The following is an 18,735-nucleotide window of genomic DNA, read 5'->3' on the forward strand; positions in this document are numbered from 1 at the left end:
CTCAATAGGATTCAGATCAATAAATCCACTTTCGTTAAGATCAAATTAAGGATTAAGATGGTTTGAGTAAGATTAGCTGGGGTGGTGAGACAGCAATCAAAACAACCCTTAATGTCTTATTTTAAAACTAGAGAGTGTAAATCATATTCTTCTCAGACGTAAATCAATTCCATCGTAGTTCAAGAAATCTTTAAATCTAATTTTACCCTTTTAACTTTGACTTAACTATTAATTCGATTCAGTAAAATTAAGGAAGTAACAATACCTGAAAAATGAGCAGCAATGGTATTAGTATTCGCCTGAATAATTAACATATCAAGAGAATTAACATATTGCTGAGTATTAGGACCAATTAACTGAGGAGAAAGAGTTAAAAGTTTAGCAAGGGTAATACCCACCAGCGCCTCTGCCCCAAGGATAGCGAATAACATTCCCACCAAATTAAGCACTAATCCAATTCTGATTAATTGTAAAGTATCAGATTTTTTTGGGCGCATGGCTGGGTCTCGATTTTGAACCTTGCGCCCGATTCTGCCGTAGCGAAAAGCAGTAACTAACGCTCCAATCAATAAAATAATGCCCACGAAAGCACAAAAAATACCAAATCTTATGCCCTCTAATCTTGCATCTGTTTCAAATAAAGCAGGAGTAGAAAATAAGAGAGTTACAGTCGAGATAATACCTAGTACCAGTTGTGTCCAAAATCCCCAAAATCCCCATCTTTGTAGATTAGAAGAAACTTTTTGTACTACGGGCGGTAATGGTTGACTTAACTCTGTATTGTTGCTCATGGATGGTAATGATTTGGATGCTTAAAAGTCCAAATCTATATTAACACGACTAAAGATTTTACCCCAACGAGAAAAACAATTCAGATATAACTTTCAATCTCTTAAATTTCACTTTGTGTTGTTTAAAAATATCTTTGCGCCTTTGCGCCTCTGCGAGACACAAAAACGCAATTTAACCATTGAATTCAGTTACCTCAACTCAACCTAATTTTTGAAACAAAAGACTAAAACGAGAGCCTTAAACATCGTAGTATAAAGCAAACTCATAAGGATGAGGACGAAGACGCATGGGATTAACTTCATTATCTAACTTATACTGTATCCAGTTTTCGATAAACTCTTGACTAAATACACCAGTATCTGTTAGAAATTTGCTATCTTTTTCTAAGGCGGCTAAAGCGCCCTCCAAAGAAGCAGGAGTAGAAGGAATTTTACTCAATTCTTGGGGGGATAAATCGTAAATATCCACATCTAAAGGTTGTCCCGGATCGATTTCATTCTTAATACCATCGATACCAGCGCACAACATGGCAGCAAAAGCAAGGTAAGGATTACTGGTGGCATCTGGACAACGAAACTCCATGCGTTTTGCTTTGGGGTTGTCCCCAGATAAGGGAATACGAATGGATGCAGAGCGATTACCTTGAGAATAGGCGAGGTTGACGGGCGCTTCAAAACCAGGTACAAGGCGCTTATAAGAGTTGGTGGTAGGATTGGTAAAGGCGAGGAGCGCTGGAGCGTGTTTGAGAATACCACCGATATAGTGTAATGCCATGGGGCTTAAATCAGCGTAGCCACCCTTTTCGTAAAAGAGAGGCTTGCCATCTTTCCAAATGGATTGGTGAGTGTGCATCCCTGAACCATTATCGTTAAAGAGAGGTTTAGGCATGAAGGTGGCAGTTTTGCCGTATTTTTTGGCGACATTTTTGATTACATATTTATAGGTCATCAAATAATCCGCCGCCTTGATCAAAGTAGCAAAACGGAAACCTAACTCATTTTGTCCACCCGTAGCCACTTCATGGTGATGTTTCTCAATGGGTACACCGCATTCAGCCATAGTTAATAGCATTTCCGTGCGCATATCCTGCATGGTATCGGTGGGCGCTACGGGAAAATAACCTTGTTTGTAACCCGGTTTATACCCTAAATTACCGCCTTCTTCTTCCCTACCAGTGTTCCAGCGCCCTTCAACGCTATCCACATAGTAGTAACTTTTATTTTCTTGTTGATCAAAACGTACATCATCGAAAACAAAAAACTCAGCTTCAGGTCCAAAATAAGCAGTATCACCAATATTACAACTATCAAGATAATCTAAAGCCTTTTGAGCGATACTACGAGGACAACGGGAATACCACTCCCCCGTGCGTGGTTCTTTGATACTACAAATCATGCTTAAAGTCGGTTCAGCATAGAAAGGATCAATCCAAGCAGTATTCGGCTCGGGAACCATTGCCATATCGGAATCATTAATGGCTTTCCAACCACGAATACTAGAGCCGTCAAAAGGTACACCCTCAATAAAAGAATTTTCGTCAATTTGATTATAATAAAATGTGCAATGTTGCCAAGTACCGGGTAAATCGATAAACTTGAGGTCAATCATTTTAATGCCATTGTCCTTGATCATTTGCAAGACATCTTGTGGAGTTTTAGCCATTAATCATTTCTCCTAATCGTTTTTTATGAAATTTTCTTTTCAAAAGTTCTATCCTAAAGATACCGTTAACTTTGTTTTGTAACTTTTGATACTTTTACTTCTATTCCTAAAAATTTAACCAACCAAAAATATCTCCTAAAGTTAACTGAAAATCTGACATGAAGTTAGGCACGGGCAACACATCACTATCACTATCAAAAGCCTTAACTTTTTCAGGGGAGTAGGCAAATATAGTTTTTTGTTCACCATCGATAATCCAAGCTAATTCACAGCCACTGTCAAGACAATGTAATATTTTTTTGATAATTAAACTCTGACTTTGTGCAGGAGAAAGAATTTCAATCATCCAATCAGGGGCGCTACTAACTATATTAGCAATATCTCCATTTTCATCTTTGGGAATATGCTCATAAGTCAATACTACAATATCTGGCACGATGGATTTACCCCCAAAAGTGCATCTTAATTCAGGAAAAGCAAAACCAATTTTTTTGGGCTTGAGAAAGGAATTAAGGGTTGTGGTTAATTCTGCTTGAATAATACTATGTTTTCCTTGGGGCATCGGTTTAGTAGTAATTTTATTATCAAAAAATTCTTGTGCTGGTTTAGTTTCTGGAGTTTGCAGAAATTCCTCTAAACTGGCTATTTTTCTTTCAATAAGAGTGACCATATATTCTATTGTTTCAAGTATTGATTCTAAAGTCATTATAGAAAAAATCATTTACTTCGCCACGATTTGATTATTCTCTTTTTTCTCTTGTGACCAAATAATTGCCATAGCTAACTCAATATCACTGCAGTAATTTATAATCTTCACGATGAAAGCAGTGTTTTTATTGTAAAGAAATATCGCAAAATATTAATCTTCTTGACGAATATTTCTCATTATTAAAATAGAGTGTTATCTTAATTACTAATAATAAAAAAACTAAATAAACAAGAATGAATAATCAAGAAGGAAAGGACTTATTAACTGCTGGTTTAACTGCGGCGGTGGGCGCTGGAATTATTACATCTTTTGCTGTTACCCAAGGGCAAAATCCGTTAATTGCTACAGCCATTACTATTATTTCTGCACTTTGTGCAGTTCTTTGTTATCAAGCTGATTTAATTTAACGTGATTTATTTTAGGGCTTAATAATATTTTTTATATTGATTATTATTATTTTTTTGAAAAGAAAATAAGCCCTAATTAAAATATCTAAGAATTATTTAATCTAAATCAAAATTTGCGACTACCAGCGCACACAAAGCAAAAGCGCCCACCAAAGGCATCGGACAACTGAAAATATAAGTAGAAACTCCAGCTACCATCATAATAAGTAGTGCTATGGCTAACCAAATTTTCTCTTCGTGACAAAATCCTTTTTTCGCTTTAATTTGTAAAAGAGTTTCTCTGGGTATAGGTAAAGGCATCACAGCATTAGGGGGAAATGCCCAATAATCTCTACGATCAAGAAATAAATCTGTCCATCCATTTTCATAACACCATTCCCTAATCCAATCTTCCGAAAAATGCTTGATCATTGTTACCTTATTTCTAATTATTGCTTTTTTTAAGTTATCAAAACTTTTTTGCTCTCAACCATTATCTTTATTAAAGTTAATAATAAAGATAAAAATAAGTAATAATACTCAAGCATAATCTGTTACAATCAAAAATTAAAGACTGTCATAATAGGTTAGTTTAAGCTAACATTTATTATTGAATATGAGGTGGTAGTGAAGATGTGAAACTCTATATTTGATAGAGTTTCACCATTATGCAACAATATACTCCCCCATGGAGTTAGTAATATTTGAAAATTAAATTTTTTTAATAAAATAATGATTAAAAACAGCCGAAACTTTAAGAAAATATTAAGATCATCATTTTTGTTATTAGTAAGTAGCTACTTTTTTATTAATAACAATAAGCCCATTGAAGCTCAAAATAATCAAGAAGCAGAAATTAGAGCATTAATAAGTAATATTTCATTAGCCAGTAGTCAAGAAAACTTGATGGAAATTAAAAATTATCTTAGTCCTGAGTTTAGCAGTGAAGATGGTTTAAATAATGAATCTTACTTGCAAATTTTAGAGAGTTTTTGGCAACAATATGACAATTTGAAATATACCACAGTAATTAACAATATCAAAACCCAAGGTAATCAAGTAATTGCCGAAATTACCACCAATATTGAAGGAATCAATAACAATAATGGTCAGCCACTTAATTTAAAAACTGAAATTTCTGCACGTCAAATTTTTGAAAATAACCAGCTAAGACAAGAAGAAATCATCAGAGAGAAAAATCAAATTACTACAGGGGCAAATCCTCCCGAAATTATGCTAAGATTGCCCACTCAGGCGAGATTGGGAGAAACATTTGATTTTGATGCCATTATTCCAGCGCCCCTCGCCGGAGGCTTACTCATTGGTGGCGTAAAAGAAGAAAAAATTACCCCTGATTTAAAACTAAATCCTGAATCCATTGAATTAGAGGCGCTATCCACGGGGGGAATTTTTAAACGAGTGACTATGGATGAAGGAAATCATTGGTATTCAGCTATTTTTATTCGTGCTGACGGCATGACGTTAATTACCCAAAGAGTAAGACAAGAAAGCTAAAATATTGTCTCTATGTTGAAGAATTGATCCGTTACAATGGTTACAAATAGATACATTTCCATAAAAGGTAATCTGAGGCAAAAACATGGTATCCAGTAAAAAAGCATCTCCTGACTATTTTAAGTCTCGCATGGGAACATTTCTAAATCCATTATTCCTAAGTGGAGTTGTGGTTGTAGGGGTTTTTGGCATTGTCACTTGGCAATTAATACTCAACCCTCGTCAAACTAATAACACTCAAAGTAATGGTAATAATAATTTACCGTCTGGGTATGTAGATATTCAAACTAATGGCGTTAATAATGGTAATCCTTTAGTGGGGAATGGAGAGGAAAATTTTGAGCCAAATCCCCTTACCGCCGTAGAACAAGGAACACAATTACTAGCGCCCATCGCCCAAAACGACAATAGAAATAATAGTAGTAGTGCAGACAATAGGACTAGGCTTTATAATCAATTAAGTTCCATGCCCAATCTATTTCCCGACTTATTACCTGAGACTGCAAATAATGGCGGTAGCGGTAGTGGCAGTCTGCCCAATGTACCTCTAGCCATAGCCAATAGTGAATATTCACAGTATCAGCAACGCTCTATTTCCAGCAATGTGGGAGGATTTAGTGCCGGACCTACTCCTTTATCCCAAGCAGTGAATCAAATGATGGCTTCTCAGAGTGCTAATCGTGGTTATGATACCTCTCGTTATGGAAATATCCCTCAGCCTTCCATGAATACAGGAGTACAAAGTAATATGGGTAACATGGGTAATACTGCAGTTCCTAATAGTTTTGCAGGAAGTGCGCCAACATCTAGTTTTAATACTGCTATTCCCATGATCCCTTCCGGCGCTAATTATGGCGGAGGTGCAGTTATGCAACCATCCACCAGCCCCTATTATAATTATGGTTTAAATCCTAATCAGTCGCCTTTTTAGCCTTGATTTTGCCATTCTTCTTCATTCCAGTCAATGTCGCCATCTGGTTTATATTCGGCATCCTCGCCATCGTTTTCGTCTTCTTCTAGCCACCCCTGCCATTCTCCGGCTAATTCAGTGGCACTATTTTCAATATCTGGGGTTTCTTCTTCATCTTCCATTAAGTTATCCCAGTCTTCTTCTGTGGCTTCGTCTCCTGTGGCGACAATATCTTCATCTTGGATACTAAAAATATCTTCTTCGTCTATTTCATCTTGCTCAAACTCCACATCTTCAGCCGTATAAATAATTTCTTCTTTTTCGTCTAATTCGTCGTCATTAGTGGCCTTATTTTCTTGATCTAACCAATTTTCTGATTCTTCATTTTGATCAATTATTTCCGATTCATCCGAAAACAAGTCTTCACTAAAAAGATCATCATTTTCTAATTCTGAAATTTCGATTTGTGACGGCTCTATCTCTTCATTGTTTAATTCAGTAATACTATTATTTTTTGTTTCGCTCCACTTATCCTTGGTTGATAATATGGAAGAAGAAGGGCTTTTAAGCAACTCTACTTTTTCACCTTTAAGAATTTTTATAGCTTTGGCAATAGTTTCTCTATTTTTTTGCCAAGTATCATTGATTCTAGCTAATTCTTGGCGATGAAAGTTTATCAATGTCTGATTATCTGAGTCTAAGTTGTCCGCAGATAATTGATTTTTAACACCTTTAATTAGATCAATTTCTGTTATGTTTTGTGTTATTTTACCTTCACTATTGAGGGAAGTTTTTAAAGTAATTTTGAAATTATTAGTAAGAGCTAAAATAGCTATTTCTTGCCATGGTTTAAGCTCGGAGGGAGAAGATTTTTCCATTGAATGACTCTTTAAATTATTGGTAATTTTACTGTGGTAATCTTAGCAGACCGTGGTCGCTGGATATACATTTTGCAGGGGGAAACCGGGAAAGAATAACTAAAAGTAAAAAGTTTTAATACTTAATGTATAACTTTAGCAATTTTTCATTATCAATTGTCAAATTTTCATTATTCATTAATAACTACGGTAGAAGAATGAGGAGAAAAGGAAATACCACAACTACATATATTTTGAGCTCTGGGATTCTGATACTGAAAAGCGCCCCCCATCAAATCTTCAGCATAGTCAATTACTAAATTTTCAATGTGTTGATAGCTTTCTTGATCAACAATGATCGGTATTTCTTCATGATGAGTAAAAACTAAATCTTGATCAGCGCCCGACCCCATTTCTAAATCAAGATGATAATATAAATCAGCACACCCTCCTTGATTAACCCTAATTCTAAGATAAGGGGGTGAAGGGCGCTCGTTTTGTTGTAAACGTTTAATTTCTCTAATGGCGTTGCTGGTGAGATTAATCATTTCTAAATTTACTTTCTAGCATAGTCATCTTGAAAACGAATAATATCATCTTCTCCTAAATATTCACCATTTTGCACTTCAATTAAAACTAATTTAATTACCCCCGGATTTTCTAAACGGTGGCTAGTACATTGAGGCACATACGTTGATTGATTAGATGTTAAAATTTTAACCTCATCACCACATTCTACCTTAGCAGTACCAGATACCACAATCCAATGCTCACTACGATGATGGTGCATTTGCAAACTGAGACGATGCCCCGGATTAACTTCAATCCTCTTAATTTTATAACCAGGTCCTTCTTCTAGGGTAGTGAAACTACCCCAAGGGCGCGTTTCTGTATTATGAAGATGATTACTAGCCGAGAAAGAAATAACGGTATTTACTGTTTTTGATTGTGCTTGAGCCATGTCCATTTATAAAAGAAAAATTTTACTGCTTAAATATAACAAATTATTTTTAAATTGCAAGACGTGGCAAGTTCAATCTAGGTTATGATAAAACTCATTGACAGTCAGTATCATATTTTCATGAGTCATACCTTCATTGTTGAACCGGGGCGCTGGATTATTAAAGGCAGTTGGCGAGATAAAAATAAACCCGTCATCACATTTAAAGGCGCAACAATTATTACTTGGGATCAAGCTAATTGGTTTACCATGAAAACGAAATTAGTCTTCGATGACGGGCGCCCGGGCATTGAGTTTGACTACAAAGGATTTTTACCGAGTAATCGAGATCAATATACTTATGTACTGAGAAGAACTGATTTCGATAAAATTGAAGGAGAGGGATGGATTAATACGGATTCTATTATTCAACGCTATTGGATTTTAGGGGATAATCGTCACCGCACAGGTTTTGAAAGTCTTTTTCAAATTGATGAAAGCAGCTATTTTTATTCTAGCACCATGGTTGCTGGTAATAATTTGATCAGTAATATGGAGGGAATTTTTGAACGACACTAATAATAATTAGGGTGCGCTAAAAAAGTGCAACCGTGAGGGCAAATTGACAATTGACAATGGATAATTGACAATTATGAGGTTTTACTATCCTCGTGTCGTGTCTGTAATCTTGTGTTTTAACTGCATTTTTATAAAAAAAAGTGTGATTTTGCATATTTTTCAAGGCTTGTAGTATGTCTTACATCAGGTCTGCTTGATCAGCCGAAGGCTGCCGCTGCGCGATCACTTACAAATCAATTAAAACAATCTTAGTTCAATTTATTGAACGAGATACCATTGGTTCCGTGTAATTCATTACACGGTGGGTAAATTGCGAAGATATAGTCTATTTGTAACTAATTATCCAAACTTGATATTAACCCTTATGAATCAACACTTCTAAGTTAATTCAGCAGACTCTAATTAGGTGTTACTGAAAAACTGCAATCGTGAGGTTAAGGGAAAAGGTTTTAAAAGGGCAAAAATTCAAATGCTTAAAATCCTTGTCTAATAAAAGTTTTAAGTCTATTCTACATAACGAAAAGTGTCATAAATTGACTTTAAAAAAAAATACTGTGTTTTTCCATCCTAATCAAAAATTATTAATTCTAAATTCTACATTCTACATTCTATATTCCCCCCCCTTACCAAATGCGCTTTTTCCCATCAGGATAAATTGTTGCCCAATTAGTTTCTGCATTTTCCAACTGTGCCTCATCCAGTTTAGCGCCCTCCAAATTAGCACCACAAAGATTAGTTTTATGAAAACTAGCGCCCTCCAAATTAGCACCCTTCAAATTACAATTACTAAGATCAGCATACTGTAACTGAGCCTTAGCTAAATAGGCTTTTTTCAGATTAGCCTTACTTAATTTAGCCTTGGTAAAATCAGCATCATAAAAATTAGCGCCCTCCAAATTAGCGCCCTCCAAATTAGCTTTGATAAACTTAGTATGACGGAAACTAGCACGGGGTAAATTAACATCAGCTAGATTAAACTTGTTAAAAACCTCATTGCTAAAATCAGTTTTACCCATAGCATAAGAATTTAAAACCGTTTCCTGAGTAACAGGAATTTTCACCGACGACTTACCATGATTTGTACCAACACCCTTGCCTTGACGAGATTTTCTAGCACGAATGGCCATGGCTAAACGAGAAGTAGCCGAAGTATAACTACTGGTTTCCTCACCCTCATCATCACTGACACTAACTGCCTTCGGTTTATGAAACATACTATCTTTTAATTCCTCATCATAAGGCATCATATCAAGATCATTGATGATGTCATCTACCATACGATAACGATGGCGTAAGTCAACCTCCAACATTTTTTTGAGAATCCGAGCAAAATTATTACCAACTTTGATTTCATTTTCCCAGAGTAACTCCCCAGTAAACTCATCACAAGGTAAATCTTTTGGTGGTTTTCCTGTCAGTAAAAATAAACAAGTAGAACCTAACGCAAAAATATCGCTACCATAAACAGGACGCATTGCCAATTGTTCAGGGGGTGCATAACCCATTGTACCCACCGCAAACTGAGTAAAAGCAGTTTGCCCATAATTACTTGCCAACTGAGTATTAACTTGATCTTTCACCGCGCCAAAATCAATCAAAACTAATTGCCCATCTTGCTCACGTCTGATAATATTGGCAGGTTTAATATCTCGGTGAATCATTTTAATAGAATGAATATATTTTAAAACGGGTAATATTTCCGTTAAAAACCGTTTCGTTGCCGATTCACTCAATACCCCATCTTGTTTTACCTCTTGTTGTAAAGTTTTACCTTTAACTAAACTTTGCACTAGATAAAATCTTTGACCATCTTCAAAATAATCAAGGAGTCGAGGAATTTGAGGATGGTCAATTCTGCCCAGAGTTTTAGCTTCCCTTTCAAATAAATCCAGAGCCATTTTAAAAGTTTCAGCATCAGTTGAAGATGGTCTTAACTGTTTAATTACACAAAAAGGATTACCCGGTAAAGTTAAATCAATACCCAAAAATGTAGCACCAAATCCCCCCTTGCCAATTTTTTTGATGGTACGATAACGATTGTGCAGTATCAAAGACTCACCGCAACTCTCGCACTCAGTTAAGTTGGGGTGGTTTTTCGGTTGACTACAAGAAGGGTTGAGGCAGTAACTTAAAATCATTCAGCAATTTTGACGATGCTTTCTTGACGTTTATTTCATCAAGTATAGCAATTAACTGTCAGTAATTAGTGATGAACAATGAATTATTATCTCCCCTGCTTCCCCTTCCTCGGACTTTAGGCAATCAAACTATTAGCATAGATTTCTTGACGATGATTAACAACTTCCAACACAGGAGAAAGATAAATTTTTTCAACCACAGGGGCAAACCCTAGCCATCGGTGAGAGGCGCTGGCAAAATCTTCCCCATCATCACCACTAATACAAAAACGAGTAGGTAAAGCCTCCCCTTGATTTCGCAAACCGAGAATTTCTAACTCTTTCATGGTGGCGCGCGCCACCGCTTGCGCTGGATCAACTAATTTAACCCTAGAGGGTAAAAGCTCTTTTAAAATACCTTCTAAATGAGGATAATGGGTACAACCATATACCAAGGTATCAATTTTATTATTTAAAAGAGGTTGTAAATATTCCTTTGCTACCTGTGTCGTATAAGGATCATGAATCAAATTTTGTTCAATTAGTGGCACAAATTCAGGGCAACCCATTTGCCAAACTTGCACACGGGGATCAATTTCTTGGATAGCATTACGATAAGCATTACTAGAAGCGGTAGCAACGGTAGAAATAACTCCAATACGTTTACCTACTTTTACCGCAGACTTAGCACCGGGATGAATTAAACCTAAAATAGGAAAATCATATTCCAAACGTACTTGTTCCAACGCCAAAGCAGAACTGGTGTTACAAGCCATAATAACCATTTTGACTTGTTCTTGACTCATCCAAGTCAGAATCTCCCTCACATATTGTAAGATTTCCTCTGCTGTACGAATACCGTAGGGAAGGCGTTTTGTATCACCAAAATATAAAATTGACTCTTGGGGTAATTGGCGATACAGTTGCCGTAAAACGGTTAAACCGCCCACTCCACTATCAAACACACCGATTCTGTGACTGGAAACAGTTGTCATATATCTAAATTTTTATGCCTTGAAATTAATATAATATAAGCAAATTTACTTAACTTTGTAAATATTTTCTAAATATTAATACCTCTTTTCCAATTTGGATCAATTATTTTTAGTAAAACAAGGCAAAGGAAAAATAAATTTTCTTGGCGGTATTTATTTAGCAGTAATAGTTATATGGCTCAATTGATGACACGCCCTAGCTATATATTTATTTTTTTGTTTGTGTGAATTCTGACAATATTCAGTCTAAGACTTTTTCAAATAATCCTAGTTAATGAAATTTGCTCAAACCATACTCAATGCCTTCTACTACGGCTTGATAAGAGGCATCAATAATATTGGTAGATACTCCCACGGTATTCCAGCGCCCTCCACCGTTACTGGATTCAATTAGTACCCTTGTTTTAGCTTCCGTACCGGCGGTACTATTTAAAATACGCACCTTATAATCAGTGAGGTGAAAAGTAGCAATTTGGGGGTAAAACTTCACTAAGGCTTTACGGAGGGCGCTATCCAAAGCGGAAACAGGTCCATTACCTTCTGCTACCTCTAATAATTCCTCCCCCTTTACGCCCACCCTAACGGTAGCTAACGCATGGGTATAAGGATTATGCTCAATTACGGCAATGTCAGAATGAACCTGAAAGCCCTTGATGGTGAAAAATTCCTCTCGATGCCCCAGCGCCCTCCGCATCAACAACTCAAAACTAGCTTCGGCTGCCTCAAATTGATAGCCCTCATTTTCTAAATTTTTCAGTTTTTGTAAAATCTCTCGACAGGTGGGATCATTTTTTTGTAAATCAATGCCAAAACTTTTTGCCTTTGCCAAAACATTACTTAACCCTGACTGATCAGAAATAACGATACGCCTTTCATTACCTATAGTTTCAGGGACAATATGTTCGTAAGTCAGAGGATTACGAGCCACCGCCGACACATGAATACCTCCCTTATGGGCAAAAGCCGAGCGCCCCACAAACGGCGCATGATCATCGGGCGCTAGGTTAACAATTTCACTAATGAGGCGACTATGGGGGGTTAACTGCTCTAACTGTGCTTTGTCAAGGCAATCATAGCCTAACTTTAGCTGTAAATTGGGGATAACACTGCACAAATTAGCATTACCGCACCTTTCTCCATAACCGTTAATCGTGCCTTGCACCATGGTAGCGCCCGCCAACACCGCACTCAGCGCCCCTGCCACTGCTGTACCACTGTCATTATGAGTATGAATACCTAATTTTATTTGAGGATAATCTTTTAAAGCCAATTTCTCCACTACTTCCGAGACAATGCGCCCAACTTCATGGGGGAGAGTACCGCCATTGGTATCACATAATACTAACCACTCAGCGCCCGACTCCATAGCGCCCCTCAAAGTAGCAAGGGCATAATCGGCATTTTGTTTGTAACCATCAAACCAATGCTCCGCATCGTAAATAACATGACGATTTTCAGAAACCAGAAAATTAATACTATCCTCAATCATCAAAATATTTTCTTCTAAAGTGGTTTTTAAACCCTCCGTTACCTGTAAACCCCAAGATTTGCCAAAAATGGTTATCCATTCAGTGTTCGCCCCTAAAATCGCTTTGAGCAGGGGATCATCTTGGGCATGGTGGGAAGGGCGCCGGGTAGAACAAAACGCCACCACTTGAGCTTGTCGTAAAGACTCCCGTTGTAGCTGTGCAAAAAACTGGACATCCTTGGGATTAGCGCCCGGCCACCCCCCCTCAATAAAAGGTATGCCCATATCATCTAAAGTGTGGACAATCTTTAACTTGTCATGGAGAGATAGGGAAATTCCTTCCCGTTGTGCGCCATCTCTGAGGGTAGTATCATAAATCCAGATTTTTTGCTTATCCATAAGGAAAATTGATAATTGACAATGGTTTAAAAGGGCAAAGGGCAAAGGAAATTATTATTTCATAATTCATAATTCATAATTTATTATCTCCGCTGTCTCCCCGTCTCCCTGTCTCCCCGTCTCCCCGTCTCCCCGTCTCCCCGTCTCCCCGTCTTGTTGGTTATCGACTGCCGGGAATAGGTCCTCGTCTTTTAGTATCATTACTGGAAGCAAGAAGAAAATCTCGTAAAATTTTTACTTGATTACTGACTGTCACGGATTCTAGTTTATCCAGCGCCCGTGCCAAAGTCAAATCAGAGCGATAAATTAACCGAAAAGCCTCTTTTAACTCTTTTACTTCTTCACCACTAAAATTGTTTCTTCTCAATGCTACCAAATTAAGAGAACGGACGCGCGCTGGATTACCTTCCACTAAAGTATAAGGAGGTACATCTCGATCAATACGACTCATTCCCCCTAACATTGCCATAGTGCCAATGTGGACAAACTGATGTACTCCTAATATACCGCCAATGACTGCCTTAGAATCCACCTGTACATGACCTGCTAAACTAACGGAATTAGCAATGACCACACGATCCGCAATGATGCAATTATGGGCAACGTGAACATAAGCCATTAATAAATTATCATTGCCGATGATGGTATATTCCCCCTCTTCTGTGGCTCGATTGAGGGTGACAAATTCACGGATCATATTGCGATCACCGATTTTTAAACCAGTTTTACCCCCTTTATATTTTAAATCTTGAGGGTCTAAACCAATGGCAGCACCGGGAAAAATTTTATTATCAGTACCAATTTCTGTGTCGCCATAGATGACGGCATTAGCGCCCACCACCGTATTAGCACCAATTTTAACCCCAGCACCAATGACGGCATAAGGCTCAACGGTAACGGTAGAATCTAACTCAGCTTGTTTATCAATGATCGCAGTAGGATGTATCACGGCAATGAACCTTTTTTCTTGATTAATCTAATAGGGGTTTGACGGAAAATTATATGTTTCGGGGTAATGGGTTTAAATCCATTGTTATTATTACCAAGACATTAGTCAAAAAGGGAAAATAACATTTCTCCTTCTACCACTAATTGCCCATCAACTAAACCTTGCCCTTGCATTTTAGCAATGCGATTCATTCTAAATGATAATAATTCTACTGTCATAATTAGTTGATCGCCGGGTACAACTGGACGGCGAAAACGTACTTTATCGATGCCAGCGTAGGCAAAAAATTTGCCTTTCATGCCGGGTAAAAGGGTTAAGATTACTCCGCCGACTTGTGCCATGGCTTCCATTTGTAAAACCCCCGGCATTATTGGTTTACCCGGTATATGCCCTTGGAAAAATGGCTCATTGATGGTGACGTTTTTTAGCCCCACTGCTTTTTTTTCTGGTACATAGTCAATGATACGATCTACTAGGGCGAAGGGGTAGCGATGGGGTAATAGTTCCCGTATTTCTTCTATGGCAAAAGTTGTTTTAATGATAGTTTCTTGATTGTTTTCGGTGGTCATCAATTTATATGCTAGGGCGGAGGGCGCTGGTTTTTGGTCGATTATAGAATATCATGTTTTCTTTAACTTACATCCTAATTTTTTGAAAAAGGCAAGTGTAAAAACGTAATATGCTACGTCTGGACAACAGGGTGATAATAATTCATAATTCATAATTCATAATTCATAATTCATGATTCTTGCCTGTAGCTTCAGATGCTGATACAATCAACTTCACTTGAGCGGAGAAAGATTTATGAGTGTTGATTGGCAGGAAGTGAAAACTTACGAGGATATTTTATATTACAAGTATGATGGCATGGCGAAAATTGTCATTAATCGACCTCATAAACGCAACGCTTTTCGCCCTCAAACAGTTTTTGAATTGTATGATGCTTTTTGCGATGCGCGGGAAGATCAAACCATCGGTGTTGTATTGTTGACGGGCGCTGGACCTCATACCGATGGGAAATATGCTTTTTGTTCTGGTGGCGATCAAAGTGTCAGGGGCAAAGGTGGTTATGTGGGCGCTGATGGTGTACCCCGTTTAAATGTACTAGATTTACAGCGTTTAATTCGTTCCATGCCTAAAGTGGTAATCGCTTTGGTGGCTGGTTATGCCATCGGTGGCGGTCATGTTTTACATTTAATTTGTGATTTAAGTATTGCTGGGGAAAATGCTATTTTCGGGCAGACTGGTCCAAAAGTTGGTAGTTTTGATGGTGGTTTTGGCGCTAGTTATTTGGCGAGGGTGGTAGGACAAAAAAAAGCGCGCGAAATTTGGTTTCTCTGTCGGCAATATAGCGCCCGTGACGCTTTACAAATGGGACTGGTTAATACTGTTGTACCAGTAGAAGAGTTAGAAAATGAGGGCATAAAATGGGCGCAAGAAATTTTGGCAAAAAGTCCTCTGGCTATTCGTTGTTTAAAATCTGCTTTTAATGCTGATTGTGATGGTCAAGCTGGTTTGCAAGAGTTGGCTGGTAATGCTACCTTATTATACTATCTCACGGAGGAGGGCGCTGAGGGTAAACAAGCCTTTTTGGAAAAGCGCAACCCTAATTTCCGTGATTATCCTTGGTTGCCATAGTTTGAGTGAAAAATGGACAATGGATAATGGACAATTGATAACTTAGAGTTGATAGCTTAGAATTTACACACCGATGATTAAGTATTAAAACTTTATAATTCATAACTCATAACTCATAATTTCCCCATAGGAGTAATTAATCATGGTAGCCTTAACCGAAAAAATCGTAACTTCCTCTGAAAATGAAATCAAGTATTATTCTCCTGAAGAATATTTAATCTTAGAAGAAAAAGCAGAAACTAAACACGAATATCACAATGGAGAAATTATTGAGATGGCTGGTGCAACAATCAATCATAATAGGATTAGTGGTAATATTTACGCACATTTAAACTTCTTTTTGAGGGAAAAAGAAAAGGAAGTATTTATGAGTGATGTTAAAGTATATATTCCTGAGTATAAAATTTATACCTATCCTGATGTGATGATAGTTGCTGATAAACCTGTTTATCAAGAAAAAAGTAAATCTGCTATTCTCAATCCCGTTATTATTATTGAAGTGCTTTCTCTTTCTACTCAAGACTATGACAGGGGACAAAAATTTAAGTATTATCGCTCTGTAGAATCTCTACAAGAATATATTTTAATCGATCAATATCAATACGGTATCGAACAGTTTGCTAAAAATGAACAGCAAAAATGGGTTTTAACAGAGTATAAGAAACTAGAAGAAAATTTATTGTTAGAATCCATGGGTTGGGAAATACCTTTAACAGACATTTATCAAAGGGTAGAGTTTTCCTCAAAATCAGAAGATGCCAAAAATAATGGATAATTATTGTATCTTCGCCCTACACCCACCGTGTAATGAATTACACGGAACCAACAGCCCAATCGTTCAATAAATTGAACTAAGATTACTTTTAATTAATTTATAAGTGTTCAAACGAACTTGATATAATTCATAATTTCCCCTTTGCCCTTTTAACTTTGCCCTTTTTTAGCAACCCCTATATTAAATAAATTAAACCAGAGTATAAAGTTAAAATTACTGATAACCAAAAAACAATTATCCCGATTTGATTAATCATCATAAATTCTGGCATAATCATCATGGCAATAGCGGTTATTTGAGTGACGGTTTTTAATTTGCCCCAAATATTTGCACCTTGTAAGGAGTTTTGTTGGGTTAATTGTGGATTGACACGCCATCCAGCGATAACCATTTCTCTGATAATGATTAAAAATACTCCCCATGCTGGAATTACTTGCCTTTCGATTAGTATAAGGAGAGGGGCGCTGACTAATATTTTATCCGTGAGAGGGTCTAAAAATTTACCTAATTCGGTAATTTGATCGAGACGGCGCGCTAAATAACCGTCTAACCAATCCGTAGCAGATGCCAGTATAAATAAACCAAAGGCTAACCATTGAAAGATAATCTTATCTTGGTATAAAAATATTGTGAGAGGAATAACCGCCACAATTCGAGTAACCGTAACAGAATTAGGTATATTTAACATATAAATGAGTGATGGAGATTTCTCAGTTAGTGAAAATAAATGTTATTGAAACTAGATATGCCAAGGAAAGATATTTATCACATGACAGTCAAAAATGCTCTGATTAAGGATGGATGGACAATAACCGATGATCCTCTCAGAATTAGATTAGCACGGGGAAGAAACTTATTTGTTGATTTAGGGGCAGAGCGTTTAATTGGTGCTTGTAAGAATACTGAATATATCGCCGTAGAAATTAAAAGTTTTACTCGTCCATCAGCCATGAAAGATTTAGAGGAAGCGGTGGGGCAATTTGTACTTTATTATCATTTATTAAAACGGTACTATCCTCAATATAAATTATATTTAGCAGTGCCAGAAAATATTAGAAAAAGTATTTTTGAAGAAGAGGCTGGACAAACTTTAGTTGATAACAAAATTTTGAGTTTATTTAGCTTTAATCCTGAAAATGAGGAGGTTATAGAATGGATTTATTAATTAATAAATATGAGGAAATTATCGAAAAAGTATACAAAGATTATGCTGAGTTTTTAGCAGATGATCTAATAAAAATAGACTTAGTTTTTGATAGAGAAAATCACCATTATTTGTTAGTAGAAATGGGATGGCAAAGGGACTATTATCTTTATGGAACTTTATTGCACTTAGATATTATTGATCATAAAATATGGATTCATCATGATGGTACGGAAGATGGTATAGCTGAAGAATTGATCAAAGAAGGTATTGCCAAAGAAGATATTATCTTAGGTTTTAAACCTCCTGAAATTAGACCTTATATTAACTATGCAGTTTCTTAAACAACTGTTCAAAAAATTATTATATATTTGACAAAATCAGTTTTATGAGCGCCCTCCACCCCAATCCTAGTTTAGAAGACTTTATTAAACATAAATCTTTATTGATTATCAACCCCAAAAAGAAAAATGGGTTAATTATAGTTAAAAAATACTATGCTGAATTTGCGGGGCCGGGCGCTATAGTAGGGGGATGTTTTGACCAAGACTTAATCGAAGCTATCCCCGTGGGTAAACTTTCTTTACTTTTACCTCAAAACGCCTCAGAAAGACAAAGAGCCTATCTACTCAGGCGACAATGGGTTAAACTCACCAAACAGATCACTGATAATCCCCATGCCCATGAAAGGGCGCAAGTGATCTTGAATCAATTTGAACATTGGTTTGACTCGGCCACCGCCGAAAATCTCTCCGATGAAATATTTGCCCTACTGGTGGGAGTATTACCCCAAACCGTTACAACTGCTAGGGATTTAGTCAATCGTTTATAAGTATTTTAAACTTTTCCCTTTTTCCTACCTTTGCCAAAACACTTTTTCAGCGCACCCCAACTATGTAA

Annotated in this window: 22 protein-coding genes; 9 read left to right on the forward strand and 13 right to left on the reverse strand. The window is 36.9% G+C overall.

Translation table 11 applies throughout. The annotated features are described in order from the left end of the window. Nucleotides 1-221: 221 nt before the first annotated feature. From IGQ45_14790 to IGQ45_14800, 3 genes are all read right to left on the reverse strand, one after another. Nucleotides 222-791 carry a DUF3611 family protein gene (locus tag IGQ45_14790; protein ID MBF2058437.1) on the reverse strand — a complete coding sequence of 190 codons (570 nt, stop codon included), beginning with the start codon at nt 789-791 and terminating at the stop codon, nt 222-224. 238 nt (nt 792-1,029) lie between these two features. Next, on the reverse strand, nt 1,030-2,454 hold the full coding sequence (glnA, locus tag IGQ45_14795) for a type I glutamate--ammonia ligase (protein MBF2058438.1): 1,425 nt from the start codon (nt 2,452-2,454) through the stop codon (nt 1,030-1,032). Between the two features lie 106 nt (nt 2,455-2,560). Next, nucleotides 2,561-3,124, reverse strand: coding sequence for a Uma2 family endonuclease (locus IGQ45_14800; protein ID MBF2058439.1), 564 nt, complete (start codon nt 3,122-3,124; stop codon nt 2,561-2,563). Nucleotides 3,125-3,396: 272 nt separating this feature from the next. Between IGQ45_14800 and IGQ45_14805 the strand changes: the two genes are divergently transcribed. After that, nucleotides 3,397-3,570, forward strand: coding sequence for a hypothetical protein (locus IGQ45_14805; GenBank protein MBF2058440.1), 174 nt, complete (start codon nt 3,397-3,399; stop codon nt 3,568-3,570). Between the two features lie 96 nt (nt 3,571-3,666). Here the strand turns inward: IGQ45_14805 and IGQ45_14810 are convergent, their stop codons facing one another. After that, the gene (locus IGQ45_14810; GenBank protein ID MBF2058441.1) at nt 3,667-3,978 is read right to left on the reverse strand and encodes a hypothetical protein; all 312 of its coding nucleotides are present in this window, start codon (nt 3,976-3,978) and stop codon (nt 3,667-3,669) included. A 303-nt stretch (nt 3,979-4,281) separates the two neighbouring features. Between IGQ45_14810 and IGQ45_14815 the strand changes: the two genes are divergently transcribed. Both IGQ45_14815 and IGQ45_14820 read left to right on the forward strand, forming a co-directional pair. Continuing rightward, nucleotides 4,282-5,064, forward strand: coding sequence for a nuclear transport factor 2 family protein (locus IGQ45_14815; GenBank protein ID MBF2058442.1), 783 nt, complete (start codon nt 4,282-4,284; stop codon nt 5,062-5,064). Between the two features lie 85 nt (nt 5,065-5,149). After that, a complete protein-coding gene (locus IGQ45_14820; GenBank protein ID MBF2058443.1) occupies nt 5,150-5,995 on the forward strand; it encodes a hypothetical protein in 846 nt (281 codons plus the stop codon). Here the strand turns inward: IGQ45_14820 and IGQ45_14825 are convergent. The 3 genes from IGQ45_14825 to IGQ45_14835 form a co-directional block, all read right to left on the reverse strand. Next, nucleotides 5,992-6,852, reverse strand: coding sequence for a hypothetical protein (locus tag IGQ45_14825; GenBank protein MBF2058444.1), 861 nt, complete (start codon nt 6,850-6,852; stop codon nt 5,992-5,994). The genes IGQ45_14820 and IGQ45_14825 overlap by 4 nt on opposite strands. A 170-nt stretch (nt 6,853-7,022) precedes the next feature. Beyond that, on the reverse strand, nt 7,023-7,379 hold the full coding sequence (locus tag IGQ45_14830; GenBank protein MBF2058445.1) for an iron-sulfur cluster assembly accessory protein: 357 nt from the start codon (nt 7,377-7,379) through the stop codon (nt 7,023-7,025). Nucleotides 7,380-7,387: 8 nt separating this feature from the next. Beyond that, nucleotides 7,388-7,792 carry a phosphomannose isomerase type II C-terminal cupin domain gene (locus IGQ45_14835; protein MBF2058446.1) on the reverse strand — a complete coding sequence of 135 codons (405 nt, stop codon included), beginning with the start codon at nt 7,790-7,792 and terminating at the stop codon, nt 7,388-7,390. A gap of 120 nt (nt 7,793-7,912) precedes the next feature. On the opposite strand from IGQ45_14835, the gene IGQ45_14840 reads away from it, so the two are divergent. Next, nucleotides 7,913-8,350, forward strand: coding sequence for a hypothetical protein (locus tag IGQ45_14840; protein MBF2058447.1), 438 nt, complete (start codon nt 7,913-7,915; stop codon nt 8,348-8,350). A 623-nt stretch (nt 8,351-8,973) separates the two neighbouring features. Here IGQ45_14840 and IGQ45_14845 read toward each other — a convergent pair. The 5 genes from IGQ45_14845 to fabZ form a co-directional block, all read right to left on the reverse strand. Further along, nucleotides 8,974-10,488 (reverse strand): pentapeptide repeat-containing protein, encoded by a 1,515-nt coding sequence (locus tag IGQ45_14845; protein ID MBF2058448.1) that lies wholly within the window; start codon nt 10,486-10,488, stop codon nt 8,974-8,976. 116 nt (nt 10,489-10,604) lie between these two features. Next, nucleotides 10,605-11,462 (reverse strand): glutamate racemase, encoded by an 858-nt coding sequence (locus IGQ45_14850; GenBank protein MBF2058449.1) that lies wholly within the window; start codon nt 11,460-11,462, stop codon nt 10,605-10,607. A 271-nt stretch (nt 11,463-11,733) separates the two neighbouring features. Then, on the reverse strand, nt 11,734-13,329 hold the full coding sequence (gene cimA, locus IGQ45_14855) for a citramalate synthase (protein ID MBF2058450.1): 1,596 nt from the start codon (nt 13,327-13,329) through the stop codon (nt 11,734-11,736). Between the two features lie 160 nt (nt 13,330-13,489). Beyond that, a complete protein-coding gene (gene lpxA, locus IGQ45_14860) occupies nt 13,490-14,278 on the reverse strand; it encodes an acyl-ACP--UDP-N-acetylglucosamine O-acyltransferase (GenBank protein MBF2058451.1) in 789 nt (262 codons plus the stop codon). 101 nt (nt 14,279-14,379) lie between these two features. Continuing rightward, nucleotides 14,380-14,847, reverse strand: a complete 468-nt coding sequence (gene fabZ, locus IGQ45_14865; GenBank protein ID MBF2058452.1) for a 3-hydroxyacyl-ACP dehydratase FabZ — start codon at nt 14,845-14,847, stop codon at nt 14,380-14,382. Nucleotides 14,848-15,082: 235 nt separating this feature from the next. Here fabZ and menB point away from each other — a divergent pair, with 235 nt between their 5' ends. Further along, nucleotides 15,083-15,916 carry a 1,4-dihydroxy-2-naphthoyl-CoA synthase gene (menB, locus tag IGQ45_14870; GenBank protein ID MBF2058453.1) on the forward strand — a complete coding sequence of 278 codons (834 nt, stop codon included), beginning with the start codon at nt 15,083-15,085 and terminating at the stop codon, nt 15,914-15,916. Nucleotides 15,917-16,058: 142 nt separating this feature from the next. Then, entirely contained in the window at nt 16,059-16,691 is a 633-nt protein-coding gene (locus IGQ45_14875) for a Uma2 family endonuclease (protein ID MBF2058454.1), read from the forward strand. A 175-nt stretch (nt 16,692-16,866) separates the two neighbouring features. On the opposite strand, the gene pgsA is transcribed toward IGQ45_14875, so the two are convergent. Beyond that, the gene (gene pgsA, locus IGQ45_14880; GenBank protein MBF2058455.1) at nt 16,867-17,379 is read right to left on the reverse strand and encodes a CDP-diacylglycerol--glycerol-3-phosphate 3-phosphatidyltransferase; all 513 of its coding nucleotides are present in this window, start codon (nt 17,377-17,379) and stop codon (nt 16,867-16,869) included. Nucleotides 17,380-17,436: 57 nt separating this feature from the next. Here pgsA and IGQ45_14885 point away from each other — a divergent pair, with 57 nt between their 5' ends. From IGQ45_14885 to IGQ45_14895, 3 genes are read left to right on the forward strand one after another with little or no spacing between them, the layout of a single operon-like run. Next, nucleotides 17,437-17,856 (forward strand): XisH family protein, encoded by a 420-nt coding sequence (locus IGQ45_14885; GenBank protein MBF2058456.1) that lies wholly within the window; start codon nt 17,437-17,439, stop codon nt 17,854-17,856. Beyond that, complete coding sequence (locus IGQ45_14890; protein MBF2058457.1) at nt 17,844-18,179, forward strand: XisI protein; 336 nt, start codon at nt 17,844-17,846, stop codon at nt 18,177-18,179. The genes IGQ45_14885 and IGQ45_14890 overlap by 13 nt, the downstream gene beginning before the upstream one ends. Before the next feature lie 44 nt (nt 18,180-18,223). Next, entirely contained in the window at nt 18,224-18,667 is a 444-nt protein-coding gene (locus IGQ45_14895; GenBank protein MBF2058458.1) for a hypothetical protein, read from the forward strand. Nucleotides 18,668-18,735 lie beyond the last annotated feature (68 nt).

The sequence above is a fragment of the Cyanobacterium sp. T60_A2020_053 genome (assembly GCA_015272165.1).
Classification (GTDB): domain Bacteria; phylum Cyanobacteriota; class Cyanobacteriia; order Cyanobacteriales; family Cyanobacteriaceae; genus Cyanobacterium.

What these genes read in the sequence shown, in the direction of transcription:
- IGQ45_14890 (MBF2058457.1), top strand. Translation starts at nt 17,844, where the DNA reads ATGGATTTATTAATTAATAAATATGAGGAAATTATCGAAAAAGTATAC.
- IGQ45_14895 (MBF2058458.1), top strand. Translation starts at nt 18,224, where the DNA reads ATGAGCGCCCTCCACCCCAATCCTAGTTTAGAAGACTTTATTAAACAT.
- pgsA (MBF2058455.1), bottom strand. Translation starts at nt 17,379, where the DNA reads ATGTTAAATATACCTAATTCTGTTACGGTTACTCGAATTGTGGCGGTT.
- IGQ45_14850 (MBF2058449.1), bottom strand. Translation starts at nt 11,462, where the DNA reads ATGACAACTGTTTCCAGTCACAGAATCGGTGTGTTTGATAGTGGAGTG.
- menB (MBF2058453.1), top strand. Translation starts at nt 15,083, where the DNA reads ATGAGTGTTGATTGGCAGGAAGTGAAAACTTACGAGGATATTTTATAT.
- IGQ45_14840 (MBF2058447.1), top strand. Translation starts at nt 7,913, where the DNA reads ATGAGTCATACCTTCATTGTTGAACCGGGGCGCTGGATTATTAAAGGC.
- IGQ45_14800 (MBF2058439.1), bottom strand. Translation starts at nt 3,124, where the DNA reads ATGGTCACTCTTATTGAAAGAAAAATAGCCAGTTTAGAGGAATTTCTG.
- IGQ45_14885 (MBF2058456.1), top strand. Translation starts at nt 17,437, where the DNA reads ATGCCAAGGAAAGATATTTATCACATGACAGTCAAAAATGCTCTGATT.
- IGQ45_14875 (MBF2058454.1), top strand. Translation starts at nt 16,059, where the DNA reads ATGGTAGCCTTAACCGAAAAAATCGTAACTTCCTCTGAAAATGAAATC.
- IGQ45_14825 (MBF2058444.1), bottom strand. Translation starts at nt 6,852, where the DNA reads ATGGAAAAATCTTCTCCCTCCGAGCTTAAACCATGGCAAGAAATAGCT.
- glnA (MBF2058438.1), bottom strand. Translation starts at nt 2,454, where the DNA reads ATGGCTAAAACTCCACAAGATGTCTTGCAAATGATCAAGGACAATGGC.
- IGQ45_14820 (MBF2058443.1), top strand. Translation starts at nt 5,150, where the DNA reads ATGGTATCCAGTAAAAAAGCATCTCCTGACTATTTTAAGTCTCGCATG.
- IGQ45_14805 (MBF2058440.1), top strand. Translation starts at nt 3,397, where the DNA reads ATGAATAATCAAGAAGGAAAGGACTTATTAACTGCTGGTTTAACTGCG.
- cimA (MBF2058450.1), bottom strand. Translation starts at nt 13,329, where the DNA reads ATGGATAAGCAAAAAATCTGGATTTATGATACTACCCTCAGAGATGGC.
- IGQ45_14845 (MBF2058448.1), bottom strand. Translation starts at nt 10,488, where the DNA reads ATGATTTTAAGTTACTGCCTCAACCCTTCTTGTAGTCAACCGAAAAAC.
- IGQ45_14835 (MBF2058446.1), bottom strand. Translation starts at nt 7,792, where the DNA reads ATGGCTCAAGCACAATCAAAAACAGTAAATACCGTTATTTCTTTCTCG.
- IGQ45_14815 (MBF2058442.1), top strand. Translation starts at nt 4,282, where the DNA reads ATGATTAAAAACAGCCGAAACTTTAAGAAAATATTAAGATCATCATTT.
- fabZ (MBF2058452.1), bottom strand. Translation starts at nt 14,847, where the DNA reads ATGACCACCGAAAACAATCAAGAAACTATCATTAAAACAACTTTTGCC.
- IGQ45_14790 (MBF2058437.1), bottom strand. Translation starts at nt 791, where the DNA reads ATGAGCAACAATACAGAGTTAAGTCAACCATTACCGCCCGTAGTACAA.
- IGQ45_14830 (MBF2058445.1), bottom strand. Translation starts at nt 7,379, where the DNA reads ATGATTAATCTCACCAGCAACGCCATTAGAGAAATTAAACGTTTACAA.